Below are 18,119 nucleotides of genomic sequence, written 5' to 3' on the forward strand. Positions count from 1 at the left end.
GGAACCACACCCGTGAGGCATTGCCCCCAACCCGCCCCAACGCCACAGTTTCGCCCTCCATAGGCGGAAAATCATCGCCGGAAACTAGCCGATTCAGCAAAATCCGGCATTAAAGTCAAGAACCTGCGGGTCAAATGAGACAAAAAATTACCTGACAATTACCTGATGCATCCCGAGCTAACGAAAATATATTTGCCTGGATTGATCCAACAATTAGCTGCTCTAATTGTCCCAATCATCAATTATTCAAAGCCATTAAAAGTCAAGCATCACGATATTTGTTCTGATTTACCCCATAATCAGTTTTCCAAGACAGTCCAGTGGCCATAAGGATTTACATCACGTACCCATCTATAGAAAACTGATGAACAAGTCTATAGAAATTAGTTCAGCACAACTATTTCGAGACCTGCCTGGAGATCGGCTCCTTCCGAACACCCTAGATACAGATTTTTTGAGCAACATCTGTGCTATGGGAATGAAGTGCCTCCCTCTGAATTTCTTTAACACTTTCAAAGTTCATGTAGTGGACTAGGAGGTATCCGTGGATTTCTTGTCCCTTTTCGTCAAGGACTTCATTATTCAGTTGCAGTCCCCCACACTGGGTTTTTTGATTGGGGGGATGGTGATTGCAGCACTCGGAAGCCAATTGGTAATTCCAGAATCGATTTGTACAATCATCGTCTTCATGTTGCTCACCAAAATCGGTTTAACCGGTGGAATTGCAATCCGGAATTCCAACCTGACCGAAATGGTTTTACCGGTTATATTTGCAGCAACTGTAGGGATTCTAGTTGTCTTCATCGCCCGCTACACCTTGGCCAAACTACCAAAGGTCAAGACCGTTGATGCGATCGCGACGGGTGGCTTGTTTGGGGCGGTCAGTGGTTCCACCATGGCGGCAGCCCTGACCCTGCTCGAAGAACAAAAGATTGGGTATGAAGCATGGGCGGGCGCACTTTATCCCTTCATGGATATTCCGGCGCTGGTCACGGCAATTGTTGTAGCCAACATTTATCTCAACCAGAAAAAGCGCAGCAAAGCCGCCGCTGCGGATTTTCAGGAGCAGCCCAGCACCCGTCAGGAATATCGCGACCAGCAGCAGGGTGATAGTAAGGTCAAAATCTGGCCGATTATCGAAGAAAGCCTGCAAGGGCCCGCTTTGTCTGCCATGTTGCTCGGTTTGGCCTTGGGGATTCTCACCAAGCCGGAAAGCGTTTACGAAAGCTTCTACGATCCGGCTTTCCGGGGTTTGCTTTCAATCCTGATGCTGGTGATGGGGATGGAAGCTTGGTCGCGGATTGGCGAACTGCGCAAAGTGGCTCAGTGGTACGTTGTTTACAGTGTGGTGGCCCCCTTTCTCCATGGGCTGATTGCCTTTGGCCTGGGCATGATTGCTCACTACACGATGAACTTCAGCCTGGGTGGCGTGGTTGTTCTGGCGGTCATTGCGTCCTCCAGCTCAGATATTTCGGGCCCGCCCACCTTGCGAGCCGGGATCCCGTCGGCGAACCCTTCCGCCTACATTGGCGCTTCCACGGCCGTTGGTACACCGATCGCGATCGGCCTGTGCATTCCGTTCTTTATCGGGCTGGCTCAAGCACTCGGGGGTTAGTCGCCCCGAGCAGGTGGGGTCTGTCGGCGCTTTCTCACGGCCCGACAGACTCGTTAGAGTAGTAGACAAAAGAGGTAACCAACATGGCTAAACCAGCCAAAAAGCTTGTCATCATCACCGAGAAGGTGTTGCTGAAGAAGGTGGCCAAGATCATTGAAGAGTGCGGGGCCAAGGGGTATACGGTGTTGGAAACGGGCGGCAAGGGCAGCCGCAACGTGCGATCGTCTGGGCAGCCCAATGTTTCCGACACCCAAGCGAATATCAAGTTTGAGGTGCTGACCGACACTCGCACCCTGGCTGAGGCGATCGCCGATCGCGTGGCGGTGGAGTTCTTCCTGAATTACGCAGGCATCATCTATATCTGTGATGCGGAGGTGCTGTATGCGCACAGTTTCTGCGGGCCTGAAGGCTGCTAGGTCATCAGTTTTGAAACGCAACCAGTTTTGAAACACAACTTTGATCACGAGAGCCGGGGGATGACCCCGGTTTTTTGATGATCATTTTTGCGTTGGGGGGCGATCAGTGTTCTGAAGATCAGGGCGATCGGCCTTGCTAAACTACAGAAAATTGCTATCTCAATTCTGTGATGCTGACCCCTGAAACGGAACAAACCGATCTGGAGCGATCAATCTTGGTAATCCTTCGCCAAATGCCCTTGGCAATCCAACAACAGATCTTGGTGCTACTGCAACAGCTCCAGGCGCGATTGACACCTGCTGGCGATCGATCAGGATCTTGTGAACCGAAGCCAATTCAAGCAGAAATTGATCTCGATCATGCGATCAATTACGTCTTAGAGAAGAATGCTGAGTTGCTCGATCGCCTGGCCTAATGCGTTTCCTGTTGGTTGAAGATATCATCCGAATTCATGAGCAAGTCGTTGCACGCTCAGGTGGCTCTTTAGGAATTCTGAATCAAGCAGCCCTAGAATCAGCCGTGGCCCAACCTCAACAGTCCTTTTCAGGCATTGATTTGTATGAGGGATTGGTCGATAAGGCGGCTGCTTTAGCATTTTTTCTGGCACTGAATCATCCATTTATTGATGGCAATAAGCGAGTTGCCTACACAGCCATGGAAGTTTTCCTGGTGCTTAATGGTTATGAGGTGGTTGCGTCAGTTGATGATTCAGAGTCAACCTTTCTCGATTTAGCTGCTGGTAGGCTAACCCGACAACAGCTTACAGAATGGCTCAGGCAGCGAATTTCTCCCTATAGATAAATCACAATCTATGACTCCCAGCCCGATCGAGCAAATCCTCCTAAACCAGTAGATTGCGTAGGTTGGGTTGAGGCACGAAACCCAACACCACTCATGCTTCATAGATCGCTGGGCGAATGTCGAGAACGGGGAGGGTGCTTCACCCAAAACACCACGATCGGACTCAGGACACTCACGCTGGGCCCGAGGGAATTGATCAGGCTCATGCTGACAAACAAGTAGCTGTAGGGTGGGCAATGCCCACCAATCACCGCTGCTCTAAAGCAACGCGATCGCACCCAAGGTAATAAGCTCTGATCCTGAAGTTGATTCTGTTTGTGGGGGAGTGGTGGGCAGTGCCCACCCTACCATCTTTTTATCACTTCTAATTCTCATTTTGTATGTCTGGATGCTGCAATGTTTCCTGGCTATTTAAATTCATTGAATAGATAAAAATTTTCATTGTCTTTGATTTTTATAAATAATGGAAGCATTTCTATAGTAAAGCCTACAAAGCCAATAAATTCATTCTCCACTTGAATAGATCGCGTAGGTTGGGTTGAGGCACGAAACCCAACACCACTCATGCTTCATAGGTCGCGTTGGGTTTCGCCAGCTCAACCCAACCTACTCAGCTCAGTTACCAAGCGATATAGTCTTATGTCCTTTTGCCTCGACATCTACTAGGTAAATGATTTGGGATGCTGACACACTGAGAACATACTCTGCCACTTCAACCGTAGCAGGTCCACCTGTTGCACCACCATGACTTACACCATCGCCACCACCACGATAAGCGTACAGATGCTCAATTGTTTTTGCTAGAGCCGGGGGAACTTCATAGTCCTTCGTTCTCAACAGCCATTTCACTAAATCTCCTAGCGTTGCCGCCTTTGCGGCAGGAAATAATGCCTTACCGGCTGCCTCCACGGCGCACACAGCTTCCTTAACACAGTTCTCATAGTCAGGATTGGTAATTTGGCGGAAGAACCGTAAAGACTTTGCATAGTGTTTTCGCGCATTAATCAATCGGTCATCACCAAGAACAACCTGCGCTCGTGTGGTTTGATCTACAGTATGTTTCCGTCCCCGACGACGAACGCGACCCTCAACAAATTCGCAAGCCAAGCCTTCTTCTAGGAAAATTTGCTCTAGTTCACTGGCAATATATTTTTGAACATCACTCTTTGGTGTATTAAAGTAGTTGTTATCCACCCAGTATTCTGAATCTTGTGATAAGTGGCTGTAAAGACGCTCGCAGAAATCGTAAGCTTTGTCCCATCTCAAGGAAGCAAGTATTGCCTTGGCATCAGCCCTAGCACGTTTAATACAGGAAACTGATGACGGGTTATAGATTATATGTGACTGCCGATCAATACGTCGTAATTCTTGGGCAATTGCTGCCCAGCTTGATACATATCCTTTCTCCTCCAAATCGTAAAGAAGGTGGAGTAAGGCAGTTCTTGCACTGTCCGGAAAAACATTTATCTGGTGGTGCTTATCACGATGTCGCGCCGAAAACGGGGCATTGAAACGAGTCACGGAATTTCTTGTATAGCTTAGTTGTCAACTATGTAGAATCTTACCTCCATCACCCATATGAAGGTTTGGTCAAGATTTCATCTTCAATAGAAAATACAAGGCTCCCGCAACAGGGGCATTATGTAGCAGCAGAGTGACGGTGCGATCGCCGTTTCGCGAAAGTTTTGGGTAAGATAGCGCGGTGGAACGCTGTTTCCGTCTTCCTCGTCCCTGTAACCCGCCCCGTGAGCGGTCGCCGGCCCGTTGTATATCAAGCAAGTTGAAATCACGAACTTCAAATCCTTTGGCGGCACGACGCGAGTTCCCTTGCTGCCCGGATTCACCGTGGTTTCGGGCCCCAACGGCTCCGGCAAATCCAACATTCTCGATGCGCTGCTGTTTGCCCTCGGTCTCTCCTCCTCCAAAGGAATGCGGGCCGATCGCCTGCCCGACTTGGTGAACCAGGGACAAATGGGCAAGGGCCAAGGCAAAGGCAAGCGATCGACCGTAGAAGCCGCCGTTACTGTCACCTTTGATCTGAGCGAAGAAGCCGCCCTGCTGGCCACCGTTTCCGCCGAAGCTGCCGAAGACTTGCCCGGTTTGCGCGATGCTGACGGCCAGCCCCTCAGTGAATGGACTGTTACCCGCAAACTGCGCGTCACCCAACAGGGAACCTACACCTCCAACTACTACATTGGCGGCGAACCCTGCACCCTCAGCGAGTTGCACCAATCCCTCTCGAAGCTGCGGATCTACCCCGAGGGCTACAACGTGGTGCTGCAAGGGGACGTGACCAGCATCATTTCCATGAACCCCCGGGAGCGGCGGCAGATTGTCGATGAGCTGGCGGGGGTGGCCAACTTCGATCGCAAAATTATCCAAACCAAGCAAACCCTCGAAGAGGTGAAGGAGCGCGAAGATCGCTGCCGCATTTTGGAGCAGGAGTTACAAATTCAGTGTGATCGCCTGGCCAAAGACCGCACCAAGGCTCTGAAATATCAACAAATTCGCCAGGAAATGCAGGGCCAGCAAGGGCGCTTGGCGGTGGTGGATTGGCTGCTGGAACAGTCGAAGGTGGAGCAACTGCGCCAATCGATCGCCCAGCGGGAACAGGATTTGGCGCAGTTAGCCGATCGCCTGGTGGCGGAACGGGCGACAGTCGAAACCCAGGCGGCGGAACTGGAGCGGCTGAACCAAACCGTGAAATCCCTGGGGGAATCGGAACAAATCGCTCTGCAAACGGAGCTAGCCACCCACCGGGCCCAACGGGATCAGGTGCAACGCCAACAAACGGAGCTGACCCACCAGCAGCAAACCCAACAACAAACGATCGCCCGGTTAACGGCGGAGGTGGCGGAGGTCGATCGCACCGAGGCCGCTTTGGCCGCCACCGGGCCGGAATTGCAAGAGCGCCTGGAGGAATTGCAACAGGCCCACGATCGGGCGGCGGCCAACCTGAACCGGGCCCGGGCCGAGGCGGCGGAGTTGGCGGAAGCGTCCCAGGCTTGGGTGCAACAGCAAACGGACTTGCGCCACCAGTTGGAGACGATCCAAGCGTCGATCGATCCCCAGCGCACGGAGCGGGCCACCTTGCAGGAGCGGCTGAAGCAAATCGAAACCCAGTTGGCGGAAATCGCCACGGAATGGGAGCGGGCGGGCGATCGCCTCAATGAGCACGATCGGGAATTCCAAACGGTCGATCGGCAAACCCGCAGCCTGGAACCCCAAATCCAAACGGCCGCCGAGCAGTTGGCCGCCGCCGAACAGGAGTTGCAGCTCCAACAGAAAACCCGCAGCCGCTTGCAGGATGAGCAGCGACAAGTGCAACGGCAACTGGACAAACTGGAAGCCCAAACCCAGGCCCAGCGGGAAGCCCAAGGCACGTTTGGGGTGCAATTGTTGCTGCAAAGTGACTTACCGGGCATTTGCGGCCTGGTGGCCAATTTGGGGCAGGTGGAACCGCCCTATCAGGTGGCCTTGGAGATTGCGGCCGGGGCGCGGCTGGGCCATTTGGTGGTGGAAGATGATTCGGTGGCGGCGGCGGCGATCGAAATCCTGAAACGGGAGCGGGCCGGGCGTGTCACCTTCTTGCCCCTGAACAAAATTCGCGGTGGCGGCGGCGAGTCGGCGGCCATGGCTCGGGGTCGGGCGGCGGTGGCGGGTTGGTTGGATTACGCGGTCAACCTGGTGGATTTTGACGATCGCTACCGGAACATTTTTGAGTATGTGTTTGGCGGGACGGTGGTGTTTGAGCGGTTGGATCAGGCTCGATCGCTCCTGGGTCGCCATCGGATCGTGACACTGGATGGGGAGTTGCTGGAAACCAGCGGGGCGATGACCGGCGGCAGTATGCAAAAGTCCCGGGGCGGCCTGCGGTTTGGCGGGGGCGAACTGACGGAGGAGGCGAAGGCGGCGGCGGAACTACGCGATCGGCTGCGGGATATCGATCGGGTGTTGGGCCGTTGTGATGGGGCGATCGCCCAGGCTCAATTGGACAGCCAGCGCCACACCCAAACCCTGAACGATTTGCGCCAGGCCCGCCGCGATGCCCAACGGCAACTGGAGCAACTGCAAGCGGCCCTGACGGCCACCACCGGCCAGCGCGATCGCCTGGCCCAACAGCGCGATCGGCTGACCCAGGAACTGACCACCAGCCAGGAACGCTTGGCCCAGCTCGATCGGGCCTTGCCGGCCGCCGAGCGCCAGTTGGCCAACCTGCGCCAGGCGATCGCCCAACTGGAGGACTCGCCCGCCCACAGCCAATGGAGCGAGGCCCAAACGGAAATCCGCGATCGGGAATCGGTGCTCTCACAATTGGCGGACAGTTTGCGATCGGCCCAAGCCCAGCAGGCCGATCAAACCCGCGAAGTCGATCGCCTCAGCCAACAGCGCCAACAACTGGCGCAACAAATCGCCCAAGCCCAAGACCAAATCACCACAGTGGGCGATCGGCTCCAACAGCTTCAGCAAACCCAAACGGAATTGGATCAAGCGATCGCCAATCTACAAGGGCAAATTGCGGCTTTGGAAACCACCCTTGGCGAAACCAAACAACAGCGCGATCGCCAAGAAACAGCGCTGAATCGTCAACGCCAAGCGCTCCAAACCCTGGAATTTCAGCGCGATCGGCTCCAAGAAACCCAACAACAACAGCAAGCGGAATTGCAAGAGTTGGAAAACCGAGCTGAGGGCGATCGGCCCGATCTACCGCCCGACTCGGAACCCCTGCCCAGTGATCTCGCTGAATTGGCCGCCCACCGCGAACAACTGGATCAAACGATTCGCACCTTACAGCGCCGATTGGAAAGTCTGGAGCCGGTGAATATGCTGGCCCTGGAAGAATACGATCAAGTGCAAGGCCGGCTGAATCAACTGAGTGAAAAGCTGGCGACGATCGAGCAGGAGCGAACGGAACTGCTGTTGCGCGTGGAAAATTTCACCACCCTACGGCAACAGGCATTTTATGAAGCCTTTGATGCGGTCGATCGCAACTTTCAAATCATCTTTGCTGAGCTATCCCAAGGCGACGGCCGCTTGCAATTGGATGATCCCGAAAACCCCTTAGAAAGTGGCCTCAACCTGGTGGCCCACCCCAAGGGCAAACCGGTGCAGCGGCTGGCTTCCATGTCCGGCGGCGAAAAATCCTTGACGGCCCTCAGTTTCATTTTTGCCCTTCAGCGCTACCGCCCCTCGCCGTTCTATGCCTTTGACGAGGTGGATATGTTCCTGGATGGGTCGAACGTGGAGCGCCTGGCCAAAATGGTAAAACAACAGGCCGCCGAAGCGCAGTTCATTGTGGTTAGTTTGCGCCGTCCCACCATTGAAGCGTCCGATCGGGTGATTGGTGTGACCCAAGCCCGAGGCGCACAAACCCAAGTCCTGGGCGTGGTGTTGTAACAAAACTGCAATCTTGACGGGCAATTGCCTAAGAGCTGCACAAATTACGGGACTAAATCGCGATAGGTAATAAGTCACTTAACTGATCGGAATGCGATCGCGCCGGTTGCAGTCGTCAGAATCATGCGCGATCGACTCCTAAAGACTCAGCGCGATCGCTTGCCCAAATTTGCACCATAAAATAAATGAAGAGGGAAATCTGCTCTCCCTCTTTTGGGTTTGGAGCAAACAACTCGATTGAGGTCATTGGGTCAATGCCCCCAGCAATCTTCTAGGAGGTTTGCCATGTCGATCGCCCTATTACCGGAACCTGCAATCATTACCGCTGATAATTATTTAGCCCAAGAAGTTTTGGCTGAAACTCGAAATGAATATCGTAATGGGGTAGTTGTTCCAATGACGGGGGGTACACCGGAGCATAACGAAATTGCGAGTGTCTTGAATGCTCTGCTCAGAACCGCTTTAAAAGGTCAGGGATACAGTATTTTTGTGGCAGATCAGCGGCTGTGGATTCCGGAGCCAAATTTATATACCTATCCTGATGTGATGGTGGCGCGGCGGCCCATCGAGCGGAAGCCCGATCGCACCGATACGGTAATGAATCCGATCCTGATTGCTGAGGTACTTTCCAAATCAACAGCAGCTTACGATCGCACTGAAAAATTCGCCGCCTACCGGACGATCACAAGTCTGCAAAACTATTTGTTAATTGATCAATATCAGCCCCATGTGGAACTCTATGCCCGAACGGGGGATCAGCAGTGGCTGTTCAGTGAATATGGGCAATTGAGCGATCGGGTGTTGTTCGATCAACTTGCGGTAACAGTAAATCTCTCTGACCTCTATGAAGCGCTGGAGTTTTAGTGAATGATGCCGATCGCCCTATTACCGGAACCTGCAATCATTACCGCTGATGATTATTTAGCCCAAGAAGTTCTGGCTGAAACTCGAAATGAATATCGTAATGGGGTAGTTGTTCCAATGACAGGGGGTACACCGGAGCATAATTTCATTGCGATTAATTTGATTACGATTCTGAAATTTGCCTTGCGAGGGCAAGCCTATGATCTGGCATTGGCAGATCAGCGGCTGTGGATTCCGGAGCCGAATTTATATACCTATCCTGATGTGATGGTGGCGCGGCGGCCCATTGAGCGGAAGCCCGATCGCACTGATACAGTAATGAATCCGATCCTGATTGCTGAGGTACTTTCCAAATCAACAGCGACTTACGATCGCACTGAAAAATTCGCCGCCTACCGGACGATCACAAGCTTGCAAAACTATTTGTTAATTGATCAATATCAGCCCCATGTGGAACTCTATGCCCGAACAGGGGATCAGCAGTGGCTGTTCAGTGAATATGGGCAATTGAGCGATCGGGTGTTGTTGGATGCGGTGTCAGTGGAATTGCCGCTTGCGGATCTGTACGAGGCGATTGAGTTTGGCGGCGAGGTTTGACTCAATCCGCGATCGGGAGCACCGGTTCAAAATATTTCACAAATTCCAACAAGTTGCGACCATCCGGCTGGGGATCATAGCTCAGGCGATCGGCCACCCGATTCAGAATGGTCAAGCCCCGTCCGCCACCGCTGAGCTGTTCAATATCAAGAGTTTCCGGGGGTTCGGGAGTTTGGCCCCGTTCCAACACCGCCTGTCGCAAGTCAAACGGTTCCCCATGATCCCAAAGGCGCAAGGTCAAGGCCGTGGCCGTGAGTTCTGCCTCCAGCTCGATCGGGGTGTCGCAAGGGTGTTGGCGATGGGCATGGCGCACCGCATTCGTGAAAACCTCCGCCAGCACCGAGAGGCATTGGAGCCACACAGTACGAGGCACATGGGGGCGATCGAGCGTGTCAAACCAGTTTAAAACGCGATCGAGCACCGCCAAATCGCTAGCAATGCGAAGTCGAATCGTTTGGTTTACGCTGGGATTCAAAGCATCCAACCTCTGCGGCGCGTTCAAGCAAAGCGTTCGGAATTTCTCAAGCCTTCAGTCTCAACCCTGAATTTTAGCCACGCCATCCCAGGCATTGTGCCAAAATCAGCCGTAGTCCGTACCATTCCAGGTACTCCACTGATAGCTCACGATTCCTACTCCAGCCAGGGCGGAATTCCCGTGACCGAGACTCGTCCGTTTCGGGGCGCGATCGCAACCCGTTGCACGTTGTGGCCCAGGCCCAGCCAACTCAACCCTCAGCCGCCAATCCCAGGGACCATTCGTGAAGGATCACGCATTACTCCCCAGGCTAACTTGCTTCGGAGGATGGCTCAACCCTTCCGGACTATTCGACTGGAATGGCGGCAATCCCCATCGACGCTCATCCCGGGTGCCCACGCTCGGTGCTCATCTACATCAAGGGCCGATCGGACTCGGCGCGATCCCGTTGTCATCGGCTCAATTTGGTTCGCCTGATGTCATTTGATTGACCCCATTCGATTGACCCCATTTGCCCCATTTGCCCCATTTGATTTACGCGATACAGCGTATTTCATCCGGTGCATTTCATCTGGCTTCTTTCATTCACTCGGTTCATTTCAGTGCAACGGCTGCATCTTACGCCGACATTACGCTTAAGACATCATGCCTCAGACATCACGCCTGAATTGACCAACACTTGGGTTGCTCCTCTTGTTCCATCTTGCCACCACTGCCTTGACCTATGTTCCGTCTGCTGATTATCGATGACGATCCCACCATCCGCCGCCTGCTAGAGCGTACCCTGACCAAACAGGGCTATGAGGTGTTGGTTGCAGAAGATGGTGTTGCTGGTTTGGAGTTGGCCTGTAGTCAGCAGCCCGCTCTGATCATTTGCGATTGGATGATGCCGAAGATGGACGGCATTGAGGTTTGTCGGCGGGTCAAGCTGGAGGCCAATTTATCCTCCACGTTCTTCATTTTGTTGACCTCCCTTGGCTCCGTGGACGATCGGGTCAGGGGGTTGGATGCCGGAGCCGATGACTTCCTGTCCAAGCCGATCGAGATGAACGAACTGAAGGCCCGGGTGCGAGCGGGTCTGCGGCTACATCAACTGAATCAGGACTTGAAGGAACAAAAGCGGCTGTTAGAAGAGGAAATGGCCGAAGCGGCCGATTACGTCAAAACCCTGCTACCCGCACCCATGGACGGCGCGGTGGGTATTTCGGCCAAATTTGAACCATCCAGCCGCTTGGGGGGTGACTGCTTCGATTTTTATTGGCTCGATGACGATCGACTCGTGGTTTATCTGGTGGATGCGGCGGGCCATGGCCTGAAGGCGGCGCTGCCCTCGTTGTCAGTGTTGAATTTGCTGCGCTCCCGATCGCTCCCGATCCAAGACTATGGCAGCCCCAGCGAGGTGTTGCGGGCCCTGAATGGCGCGTTTCAAATGAACGATCGCAACGACAAATACTTCACCGCTTGGTATGGAGTCTACAGCCGCCGCACCCGGAGCCTGGCCTATGCCAGCGCTGGCCACCCGCCCGGAATTTTGCTCTCGCCCAGCAAAGAATCGTTACCAACGGCTCAACGCCTCCGAACGGTGGGGCTGCCCGTTGGCATGTTTGCGGAAGCGAAATATAGCGAGGCCTTTTGCGAAGTCCCACCCGGCAGCACGCTCTACATCTTCAGCGATGGCATTTACGAACTGGGAATGCCCGATGGTACTGTTTGGGGGCTGGATCCCTTCGTGGAAGTGTTGCGGGAATGTTGGGCGGTTCCTGAGCGGGGAGCCGTGGAGCAAATCGTGAATCGGGTGCAGGACTTTAACAGTGGTCGCAGCTATTTTGAGGATGACCTCTCCTTGTTGCGGCTGCAATTTGCTTAAAGACTGGGAAGATGCTGAAGATAGGGAGCAGTTTTGGGGATTTTTGTGGAGATATGGCGGGGAGATTGCGGAGAGACCTGGGCAACTTGAGGCAATTTCAGCAGCCCTTGAAGCCATTTGAGGCTACCCAAGGCCGTTTTTCAGATACACAAACCGGGCGATCGGGTGGCGATCGGGTGATGCTCCAAGGGCGATCGATTACTGGCTAGTTATCGGGGCATTTGGGGATTGTTATCGCCTATCCAGCGCGATCGCGTAGCGATCCACACGCCAACCCCTAAAATGGTTAACCGAACGCAGGCCGCATTTCCCTGCAACCTAGAAATGGCAATTGTTTCAAGCGCTCAACGGATTTAATTCCCTATGGACTTCTCAACCGTTGCCTCACAGCTCAACGCTTGGGCAATCCTGCCAGAAGGTATTGTCATTTTGACCCTCCTGGCAGTCTTGTTAATCGATCTCGTGTCCGGGCGGGCCGCATCGCGCTGGACTCCTTATGTGGCCGTGGCCGGTCTGTTGGGATCCGTGGTGGCCCTGTGGCTCCAGTGGAACCCGGAAGACCCGGTTTCCTTCCTGGGCGGCTTCAGCAACGACACCCTGGGCAGTGTTTTTCGGGGAATCGTCGCCCTGTCGTCGGCAATCACAATCTTGATGTCGATCGCCTATGTGGAATCCACCGGCACGGCCCTGGGCGAATTCATCGTCATTTTGCTCACGGCAACGGTTGGCGGGATGTTCCTGTCGGGCGCTGACGAGTTGGTGATGATTTTTGTGGCGTTGGAAACCCTCAGTATCGCGTCCTACTTGTTGACGGGATACATGAAGCGGGATCCGCGCTCCAACGAAGCGGCTCTCAAATATTTGCTGATTGGGGCTTCTAGCTCTGCCATCTTCCTCTACGGCGCTTCGTTGCTCTATGGCCTCTCGGGCGGCCACACCCGCTTGGGCGAAATCGCTGCCGGAATTGCCAGCAACCCCACCACGCCCCAAATTGGGATTGTGGTGGCGCTGGTCTTCGCGATCGCGGGAATTGCCTTCAAGATTTCGGCTGTGCCCTTCCACCAATGGACTCCCGACGTGTACGAAGGCTCGCCCACTCCGGTGGTGGCCTTTTTGTCCGTGGGTTCCAAGGCGGCTGGGTTCGCCCTGGCCATTCGCCTGTTGGTGACGGCGTTCCCGCTGGTGTCGGAACAATGGCACTTTGTGTTCACGGCCCTGGCCATTCTGAGTATGGTGCTGGGGAACGTGGTGGCCCTGGCCCAAACCAGCATGAAGCGGATGCTGGCTTATTCCTCGATCGGGCAGGCCGGCTTCGTGACGATCGGGCTGTTGGCCAACACGGCCGACGGCTACGCCAGCATGGTGTTTTACCTGTTGGTTTATTTGTTCATGAACCTGGGCGGTTTCGCCTGCGTGATTCTGTTCTCCCTGCGCACGGGCACGGATGAGATCAGTGAATACTCGGGGCTTTACCAAAAAGATCCCCTGTTGACCTTGGGTCTGAGTGTGTCGCTGCTGTCCCTGGGTGGCATTCCGCCTCTGGCTGGCTTCTTCGGCAAGATCTACCTGTTCTGGGTGGGCTGGCAAGCGGGCCTGTATACCCTGGTGCTGTTGGGCTTGGTCACCAGCGTGGTTTCCATCTACTACTACATTCGTGTGGTGAAGATGATGGTGGTGAAGGAACCGCACGAAATGTCCGATTCGGTGAAGAACTACCCGGCCATTAGCTGGAAACTCCCGGGGATGCGTCCTTTGCAAGTGGGCTTGGTGTTGTCGGTGATTGCCACATCGTTGGCGGGGATTTTGTCGAATCCGCTGTTTGCGATTGCCAATGATGCCGTGACCCAATCGCCGATGCTGCAAGCTTCGCTGAAGTTACCGGCGGCAACGGCTAAGGCTCCGGTGGTCGATCGGGCGGTGTCCTTGGCTCCGACCCTTGAACCCTAGGTCAGCCTGGACAAGATTGAGAAACCAAAATCGGGATATGGGTTCTCCCGATTAATGGCACTTCAAACGACAAGCCGCCGGATGCTAGACATCTGGCGGTTTTTTTGACGATGTTTTGATGATTTTTGGGTGTTTTCTGGGTGATGTGTTTTCTGGGTGATGATTTGGGCAATTTCTTCGGTATTGGGTTGAGGCTGATTGGGCTGAAATCTTGGGCCATGACCTGGAACGCCTATTGCGCCTGCCGCCCGATCGGGGCATGGTTGTTTTGCAGCGATCGCCCCTTTGGTTCCCGTTGATGGTTATGGATTCGCCCACCCCATCCCCACCGTCCAATTTTGATCCGTCGGCTGCTCCGGGATCCATGGGGGTCGATCGGGCCCATTGGCGATCGCAAATTTTGACCAATCCGATGGCCGCCGAACCCTACGCGGCCTTGGGAGAACTGTTGCGGCAGTCGGGCCAGGTGGCCGGGGCGATCGAGGCCTGGTGCAAAGCCTTGGCCTTGGAACCCCAACGAGAAACTTGGTATGCGGGGGCCCTGGCGGCCTTTGATGGGTGGTTGAAGCTGCCATCGATTTATGAAACCGAGGCCGCCCTCTGGCAGGCGCGATCGAACTATGCCCAAGGATTGGATCGACTGATCGGCCTCACGCGATCGCACCCGGCCCTGATGCAGTTGGCGCTCCAGGCGATCGCCCTGCGGGTTCCGTTCTATCTGAACTACCAAGGCCAGGATGATCGGGCCTTGCAAGCACAATATGGCGCTTGGGTGTGCCAAACCTTAGCCACGGTTTTTCCTGATTTAGCCCCCTTGCAACCCCGCCGGCCCCGTGAGCGATCCTCAGGCGATCGATTGCGGATTGGCTATTTCAGCAGCCATTTTTATCACCATTCCGTGATGAAAACCCACCTGGGTTGGTTGCGCCACGCCGATCGCGATCGACTGGAAATCTATAGCTACTATGCCGGTAATCGCTGGGATGCCACCACAGACGAAGCCCGCCGCCTGAGCGATCGATTTGCCTTTTGGGAAACGGGCAACGACTTCAATCCCCAGCGCTATGCCGCCTTTTGTCGGGCCGCCTGGCAAGATCAGCTCGATGTGGCGGTGATGCTAGATGTGGGTATGGATTCGGTGATGTATCTGATTGGGGGTTGGCGGTTTGCACCTGTCCAATGTGCCACCTGGGGCCATCCGGTCACCACCGGTCTGCCCACGGTGGACTATTACCTCTCAAGCGATCGGATGGAACCGCCCCAAGCCGAAACCCACTACAGCGAAACCCTGATCTGTTTACCGGGATTGGGCATCGCCTACGAGCGCCCCCCGATCGCCCCCCAGCCTCAGCTCGATCGGGCCCAATTGGGCCTGGCTGACGACGAAGTGGTTTATCTCTGTTGCCAATCGTTGTATAAGTATTTGCCCCAAGCCGATCGGCTCTGGGTGGAAATTGCCCAAGCGGTTCCCCGAGCGCGCCTCGTTTTCCTGGCCAGCCCTTTTCCAGAAGCGGCCCCGCCCTTTGCCCAGCGCCTCGCGGCCGCCTTTGCGGCCGCCGGCCTCGCTTTTGCCGACCACTGCACAATCCTGCCGCCCCAATCCCAAACGCAATTTTGGCAACTGAACCAACTGGCCGATGTGTTCCTCGACTCGATCGACTGGTCCGGTTGCAACAGTGCCCTGGAGGCGATCGCCGCTGGTCTCCCCGTCGTCACCCTCCCCGGAGCCTTGATGCGCGGTCGCCATGCCGCTGCCATCCTCACGGAATTGGGGCTGACGGAAACCATTGCCCAAACCCCCGAAGACTACTGTGATTTGGCGATCGGGTTAGGGTGCGATCGGGCTTGGCGACAAAATCTTCGCTTAGAAATCGCCCAGCGATCGGCCCGCGTATTTAACCAAATTCACGGTGTGCGGGCCCTGGAAACCTTCTATGAATCCGCCGTGCAGCGTCGCCAACAGGAATGCACCCCCTGCCCGATCGCCCAAGCTGGAACCTAGCGATTTCCACGCCATAGAATCCGCCAGAGGATTGACCAGTGGGCACAGAGCCGCACGCCTGGTTCACTCGATGTGAGAAACGAAAGAGCTAATCCGTCACCAGCCACCAGCTTCAAAACCCGATCGCTCCACAGCCAAACACCCACAAAACAAAACAAGGGGCCTTGGCCCCTTGTCAGTCAGCATTCCTGATCACCGATTGATCACTGATTGGTCACCCATTGACCATGCAATCAGATCGTGCGCACTGCATGATCACGCAATGCTCAATGGAAATCGTCACGATCACGATGAGCCGAAACCACCAGATTCGAGCTTAGTTGCCTTCCACCTGTTTCAGGTGAATATGCTTACGGCCCAGGGTAATTTCAAACTCATCACCCGGCTTCAGATCCATTTGCTTGGTGTAAGCCGAGCCAATCAACAAATTGCCATTCGACTGCACCGTAATCCGATAACTTGCACTGCGGCCACCCCGACCATTGGGCTTTGCTTTGTTATCGAGTTCAATCCCTTCCGCGTCAATCAACGCGTTATAGAACTTCATCATGTTGACGCGATCAACGCCATCCTTGGTCGTGGTGTAGTAACCACAGGCCCGCGCCTTTTCTTCCTTGCTGGCGTTTTCCAGTTCCTTGACCTTTTCCAGTAGTTGGGCACCGGTCAGGGGTTGCGGGTCGGTCTTTTTGCGCTTGCTCATTGCTGTTTTAATCCAACAGGCTGGTCAATCTAGAGAGTAATGAATGAATTCACTGATACAGCGTTTGCCGGATCTCAGGCGAAAGGCGAAGATGATCGCGGCAATGGCTGCAAATCGGAATTGTTCCGATCCACAGCTTCCTTCTTGCCAGCAAACGCCTTTGAACATCCCAGCGATTCCCAAAAGATTCCCTGGGACAAGTTGCTTGAATCGGAAGATTGGGGAGATGAGTTCCACCAACCAAGCCGAACGGTGTTTTTAAACTTCAAGAAGGTAATTTCATGCTAGCATCAGGCTCCATCATGGTACACGATTTGTGTTAAATCGCTAGTGGTTTTTTCAAAAAATCAATGATTGTCTGATTCAGTGAATCTGCTGACAGGATCTCCAAACATCCCTATTCTCGTCTGAGGAGGGATTAACCATCAGAATTTTGCAAGATCAGATGGCGATGCTGGCGTTCTTGCACCATCGAAGCACCGTGGTCGGCAGCAAACTTGAGGAATGATCTTGATAATCTTCGCGGCACAAGAACGGCGCACTGGGGGCGATTTAGCACCGGTTCTGGGAGCAAAACGGTGCGATCGGGAGTCATGGTTCCAGCCATGAAGCTAACCGCTCGCGGACGCTACAGCATCAAGGCGATGCTGGATCTCGCCTTGCAACGCGGTCTTGGCCCTTGTCCTGTCCGCGCCATTGCCCAGCGCCAAAATATTCCAATGCCCTATCTGGAAAAATTGCTCATTGAGCTGCGGCGGGCGGGGCTGGTGGAGTCGCTGCGGGGCACTCGAGGTGGCTATCAACTGGCCCGCGACCCTAAGGAAATTTTTTTGGGAGAAATTCTGCGGGCGGTGGGCGAATCATTCACCGCTGCGCTGGGGCAAGAGATGGGTGCAGATTTGGCAGAAGATTGGGTAATGCGATCGCTCTGGAAGCGGCTGGCTCAGAAAATTGGTGACGCGCTCGATCGAATTTCCCTAGAGGATCTTTACTTTGATGCCCGCAGTTGGCAGGCGGCTAAAGGCCAAGACAGTAATTTCATTATTTAGGAAGATTCAAGGTTGCCAGACCCCTTGGCCGGCTCGATCGATCCCAGCCCATTCCCACTGTAGAATTCAACAGCGTGGCGATCGCCCTTAGTCCCCGATCGAAGGATCTTTTGCGGGCCGTTGCCTTGACCCAGATGGGCGATCGCGCTGGGCCTGAACTCACCGCAATTGGGGGCCCCAGATGGCAAGATTTTTTCGTGAATCCTGCCCTGCTTTGGGAAAATCGCAGCGGTTGTTTGAGTTGTCAATCGTCCCGGTAGTGAATCAGATTAATGTGGGATAGGTAGCAATGTCATGCCAAGTCCATGCCCTAGTCGCTAATCCCGCTCGTTCAGCAGCCGCGGCCTGGAAACGACTAGGCTGCCAAATCCAGTTGAAATAACTCACC

Annotated in this window: 17 protein-coding genes and 1 pseudogene; 13 read left to right on the forward strand and 5 right to left on the reverse strand. The window is 54.4% G+C overall.

The features are described from left to right. Window positions 1-544: 544 nt before the first annotated feature. The 4 genes from AMR42_RS03590 to AMR42_RS03605 all read left to right on the forward strand — a co-directional run bounded on the left by AMR42_RS03590 (window position 545) and on the right by AMR42_RS03605 (window position 2,833). A complete protein-coding gene (locus tag AMR42_RS03590) occupies window positions 545-1,615 on the forward strand; it encodes a sodium-dependent bicarbonate transport family permease (RefSeq protein ID WP_099532101.1) in 1,071 nt (356 codons plus the stop codon). 83 nt (window positions 1,616-1,698) lie between these two features. Continuing rightward, window positions 1,699-2,031, forward strand: coding sequence for a hypothetical protein (locus AMR42_RS03595; RefSeq protein WP_099532102.1), 333 nt, complete (start codon window positions 1,699-1,701; stop codon window positions 2,029-2,031). A 170-nt stretch (window positions 2,032-2,201) separates the two neighbouring features. Beyond that, window positions 2,202-2,447 carry a hypothetical protein gene (locus AMR42_RS03600; protein WP_099532103.1) on the forward strand — a complete coding sequence of 82 codons (246 nt, stop codon included), beginning with the start codon at window positions 2,202-2,204 and terminating at the stop codon, window positions 2,445-2,447. Then, window positions 2,447-2,833, forward strand: coding sequence for a type II toxin-antitoxin system death-on-curing family toxin (locus AMR42_RS03605; RefSeq protein WP_099532104.1), 387 nt, complete (start codon window positions 2,447-2,449; stop codon window positions 2,831-2,833). The genes AMR42_RS03600 and AMR42_RS03605 overlap by 1 nt, the downstream gene beginning before the upstream one ends. 407 nt (window positions 2,834-3,240) lie before the next feature. On the opposite strand, the gene AMR42_RS20185 is transcribed toward AMR42_RS03605, so the two are convergent. Together AMR42_RS20185 and AMR42_RS03610 are read right to left on the reverse strand one after the other, a co-directional pair. Beyond that, on the reverse strand, window positions 3,241-3,399 hold the full coding sequence (locus AMR42_RS20185) for a hypothetical protein (protein WP_158234337.1): 159 nt from the start codon (window positions 3,397-3,399) through the stop codon (window positions 3,241-3,243). Window positions 3,400-3,448: 49 nt separating this feature from the next. Further along, on the reverse strand, window positions 3,449-4,354 hold the full coding sequence (locus AMR42_RS03610) for an AbiJ-NTD4 domain-containing protein (RefSeq protein ID WP_099532105.1): 906 nt from the start codon (window positions 4,352-4,354) through the stop codon (window positions 3,449-3,451). Between the two features lie 243 nt (window positions 4,355-4,597). Between AMR42_RS03610 and smc the strand changes: the two genes are divergently transcribed. From smc to AMR42_RS03625, 3 genes are all read left to right on the forward strand, one after another. Then, entirely contained in the window at window positions 4,598-8,230 is a 3,633-nt protein-coding gene (smc, locus tag AMR42_RS03615; protein WP_099532106.1) for a chromosome segregation protein SMC, read from the forward strand. 285 nt (window positions 8,231-8,515) lie between these two features. After that, window positions 8,516-9,094, forward strand: coding sequence for a Uma2 family endonuclease (locus AMR42_RS03620; RefSeq protein WP_099532107.1), 579 nt, complete (start codon window positions 8,516-8,518; stop codon window positions 9,092-9,094). 6 nt (window positions 9,095-9,100) lie between these two features. Continuing rightward, window positions 9,101-9,691, forward strand: a complete 591-nt coding sequence (locus tag AMR42_RS03625; protein WP_099532108.1) for a Uma2 family endonuclease — start codon at window positions 9,101-9,103, stop codon at window positions 9,689-9,691. Window position 9,692: 1 nt separating this feature from the next. On the opposite strand, the gene AMR42_RS03630 is transcribed toward AMR42_RS03625, so the two are convergent. After that, window positions 9,693-10,166 carry an anti-sigma regulatory factor gene (locus AMR42_RS03630; RefSeq protein WP_099532120.1) on the reverse strand — a complete coding sequence of 158 codons (474 nt, stop codon included), beginning with the start codon at window positions 10,164-10,166 and terminating at the stop codon, window positions 9,693-9,695. Window positions 10,167-10,890: 724 nt separating this feature from the next. Here AMR42_RS03630 and AMR42_RS03635 point away from each other — a divergent pair. The 4 genes from AMR42_RS03635 (at window position 10,891) to AMR42_RS03650 (ending at window position 15,982) form a co-directional block, all read left to right on the forward strand. Further along, window positions 10,891-12,033 (forward strand): PP2C family protein-serine/threonine phosphatase, encoded by a 1,143-nt coding sequence (locus AMR42_RS03635; RefSeq protein ID WP_099532109.1) that lies wholly within the window; start codon window positions 10,891-10,893, stop codon window positions 12,031-12,033. Between the two features lie 53 nt (window positions 12,034-12,086). Then, a complete protein-coding gene (locus tag AMR42_RS20190; RefSeq protein ID WP_158234338.1) occupies window positions 12,087-12,242 on the forward strand; it encodes a hypothetical protein in 156 nt (51 codons plus the stop codon). 154 nt (window positions 12,243-12,396) lie between these two features. After that, on the forward strand, window positions 12,397-13,980 hold the full coding sequence (locus tag AMR42_RS03645; RefSeq protein ID WP_099532111.1) for an NAD(P)H-quinone oxidoreductase subunit N: 1,584 nt from the start codon (window positions 12,397-12,399) through the stop codon (window positions 13,978-13,980). 211 nt (window positions 13,981-14,191) lie between these two features. Then, window positions 14,192-15,982: a hypothetical protein gene (locus tag AMR42_RS03650; protein ID WP_099532112.1), complete on the forward strand. Its 1,791-nt coding sequence runs from the start codon at window positions 14,192-14,194 to the stop codon at window positions 15,980-15,982. 316 nt (window positions 15,983-16,298) lie between these two features. Here the strand turns inward: AMR42_RS03650 and AMR42_RS03655 are convergent, their stop codons facing one another. Further along, a complete protein-coding gene (locus tag AMR42_RS03655; RefSeq protein ID WP_099532113.1) occupies window positions 16,299-16,682 on the reverse strand; it encodes an AbrB family transcriptional regulator in 384 nt (127 codons plus the stop codon). Window positions 16,683-16,721: 39 nt separating this feature from the next. On the opposite strand from AMR42_RS03655, the gene AMR42_RS03660 reads away from it, so the two are divergent. Then, window positions 16,722-16,970, forward strand: coding sequence for a hypothetical protein (locus tag AMR42_RS03660; protein WP_099532114.1), 249 nt, complete (start codon window positions 16,722-16,724; stop codon window positions 16,968-16,970). A 317-nt stretch (window positions 16,971-17,287) separates the two neighbouring features. After that, window positions 17,288-17,731, forward strand: coding sequence for an Rrf2 family transcriptional regulator (locus AMR42_RS03665; protein ID WP_099532115.1), 444 nt, complete (start codon window positions 17,288-17,290; stop codon window positions 17,729-17,731). Window positions 17,732-17,995: 264 nt separating this feature from the next. Here the strand turns inward: AMR42_RS03665 and AMR42_RS21030 are convergent. Next, window positions 17,996-18,119, reverse strand: a pseudogene (locus tag AMR42_RS21030) (IS1 family transposase); the annotation flags it as partial.

It is taken from the genome of Limnothrix sp. PR1529 (assembly GCF_002742025.1).
Taxonomy (GTDB): domain Bacteria; phylum Cyanobacteriota; class Cyanobacteriia; order CACIAM-69d; family CACIAM-69d; genus CACIAM-69d.

Bases quoted from the DNA above. Each gene is read 5' to 3' on its own strand.
- AMR42_RS03645 (WP_099532111.1), top strand. From the start codon at position 12,397: ATGGACTTCTCAACCGTTGCCTCACAGCTCAACGCTTGGGCAATCCTG.
- AMR42_RS03665 (WP_099532115.1), top strand. From the start codon at position 17,288: ATGAAGCTAACCGCTCGCGGACGCTACAGCATCAAGGCGATGCTGGAT.
- AMR42_RS20185 (WP_158234337.1), bottom strand. From the start codon at position 3,399: ATGAGTGGTGTTGGGTTTCGTGCCTCAACCCAACCTACGCGATCTATT.
- AMR42_RS03660 (WP_099532114.1), top strand. From the start codon at position 16,722: ATGAATGAATTCACTGATACAGCGTTTGCCGGATCTCAGGCGAAAGGC.
- AMR42_RS03605 (WP_099532104.1), top strand. From the start codon at position 2,447: ATGCGTTTCCTGTTGGTTGAAGATATCATCCGAATTCATGAGCAAGTC.
- AMR42_RS03635 (WP_099532109.1), top strand. From the start codon at position 10,891: ATGTTCCGTCTGCTGATTATCGATGACGATCCCACCATCCGCCGCCTG.
- AMR42_RS03625 (WP_099532108.1), top strand. From the start codon at position 9,101: ATGCCGATCGCCCTATTACCGGAACCTGCAATCATTACCGCTGATGAT.
- AMR42_RS03655 (WP_099532113.1), bottom strand. From the start codon at position 16,682: ATGAGCAAGCGCAAAAAGACCGACCCGCAACCCCTGACCGGTGCCCAA.
- AMR42_RS03600 (WP_099532103.1), top strand. From the start codon at position 2,202: ATGCTGACCCCTGAAACGGAACAAACCGATCTGGAGCGATCAATCTTG.
- AMR42_RS03620 (WP_099532107.1), top strand. From the start codon at position 8,516: ATGTCGATCGCCCTATTACCGGAACCTGCAATCATTACCGCTGATAAT.
- AMR42_RS03595 (WP_099532102.1), top strand. From the start codon at position 1,699: ATGGCTAAACCAGCCAAAAAGCTTGTCATCATCACCGAGAAGGTGTTG.
- AMR42_RS20190 (WP_158234338.1), top strand. From the start codon at position 12,087: ATGGCGGGGAGATTGCGGAGAGACCTGGGCAACTTGAGGCAATTTCAG.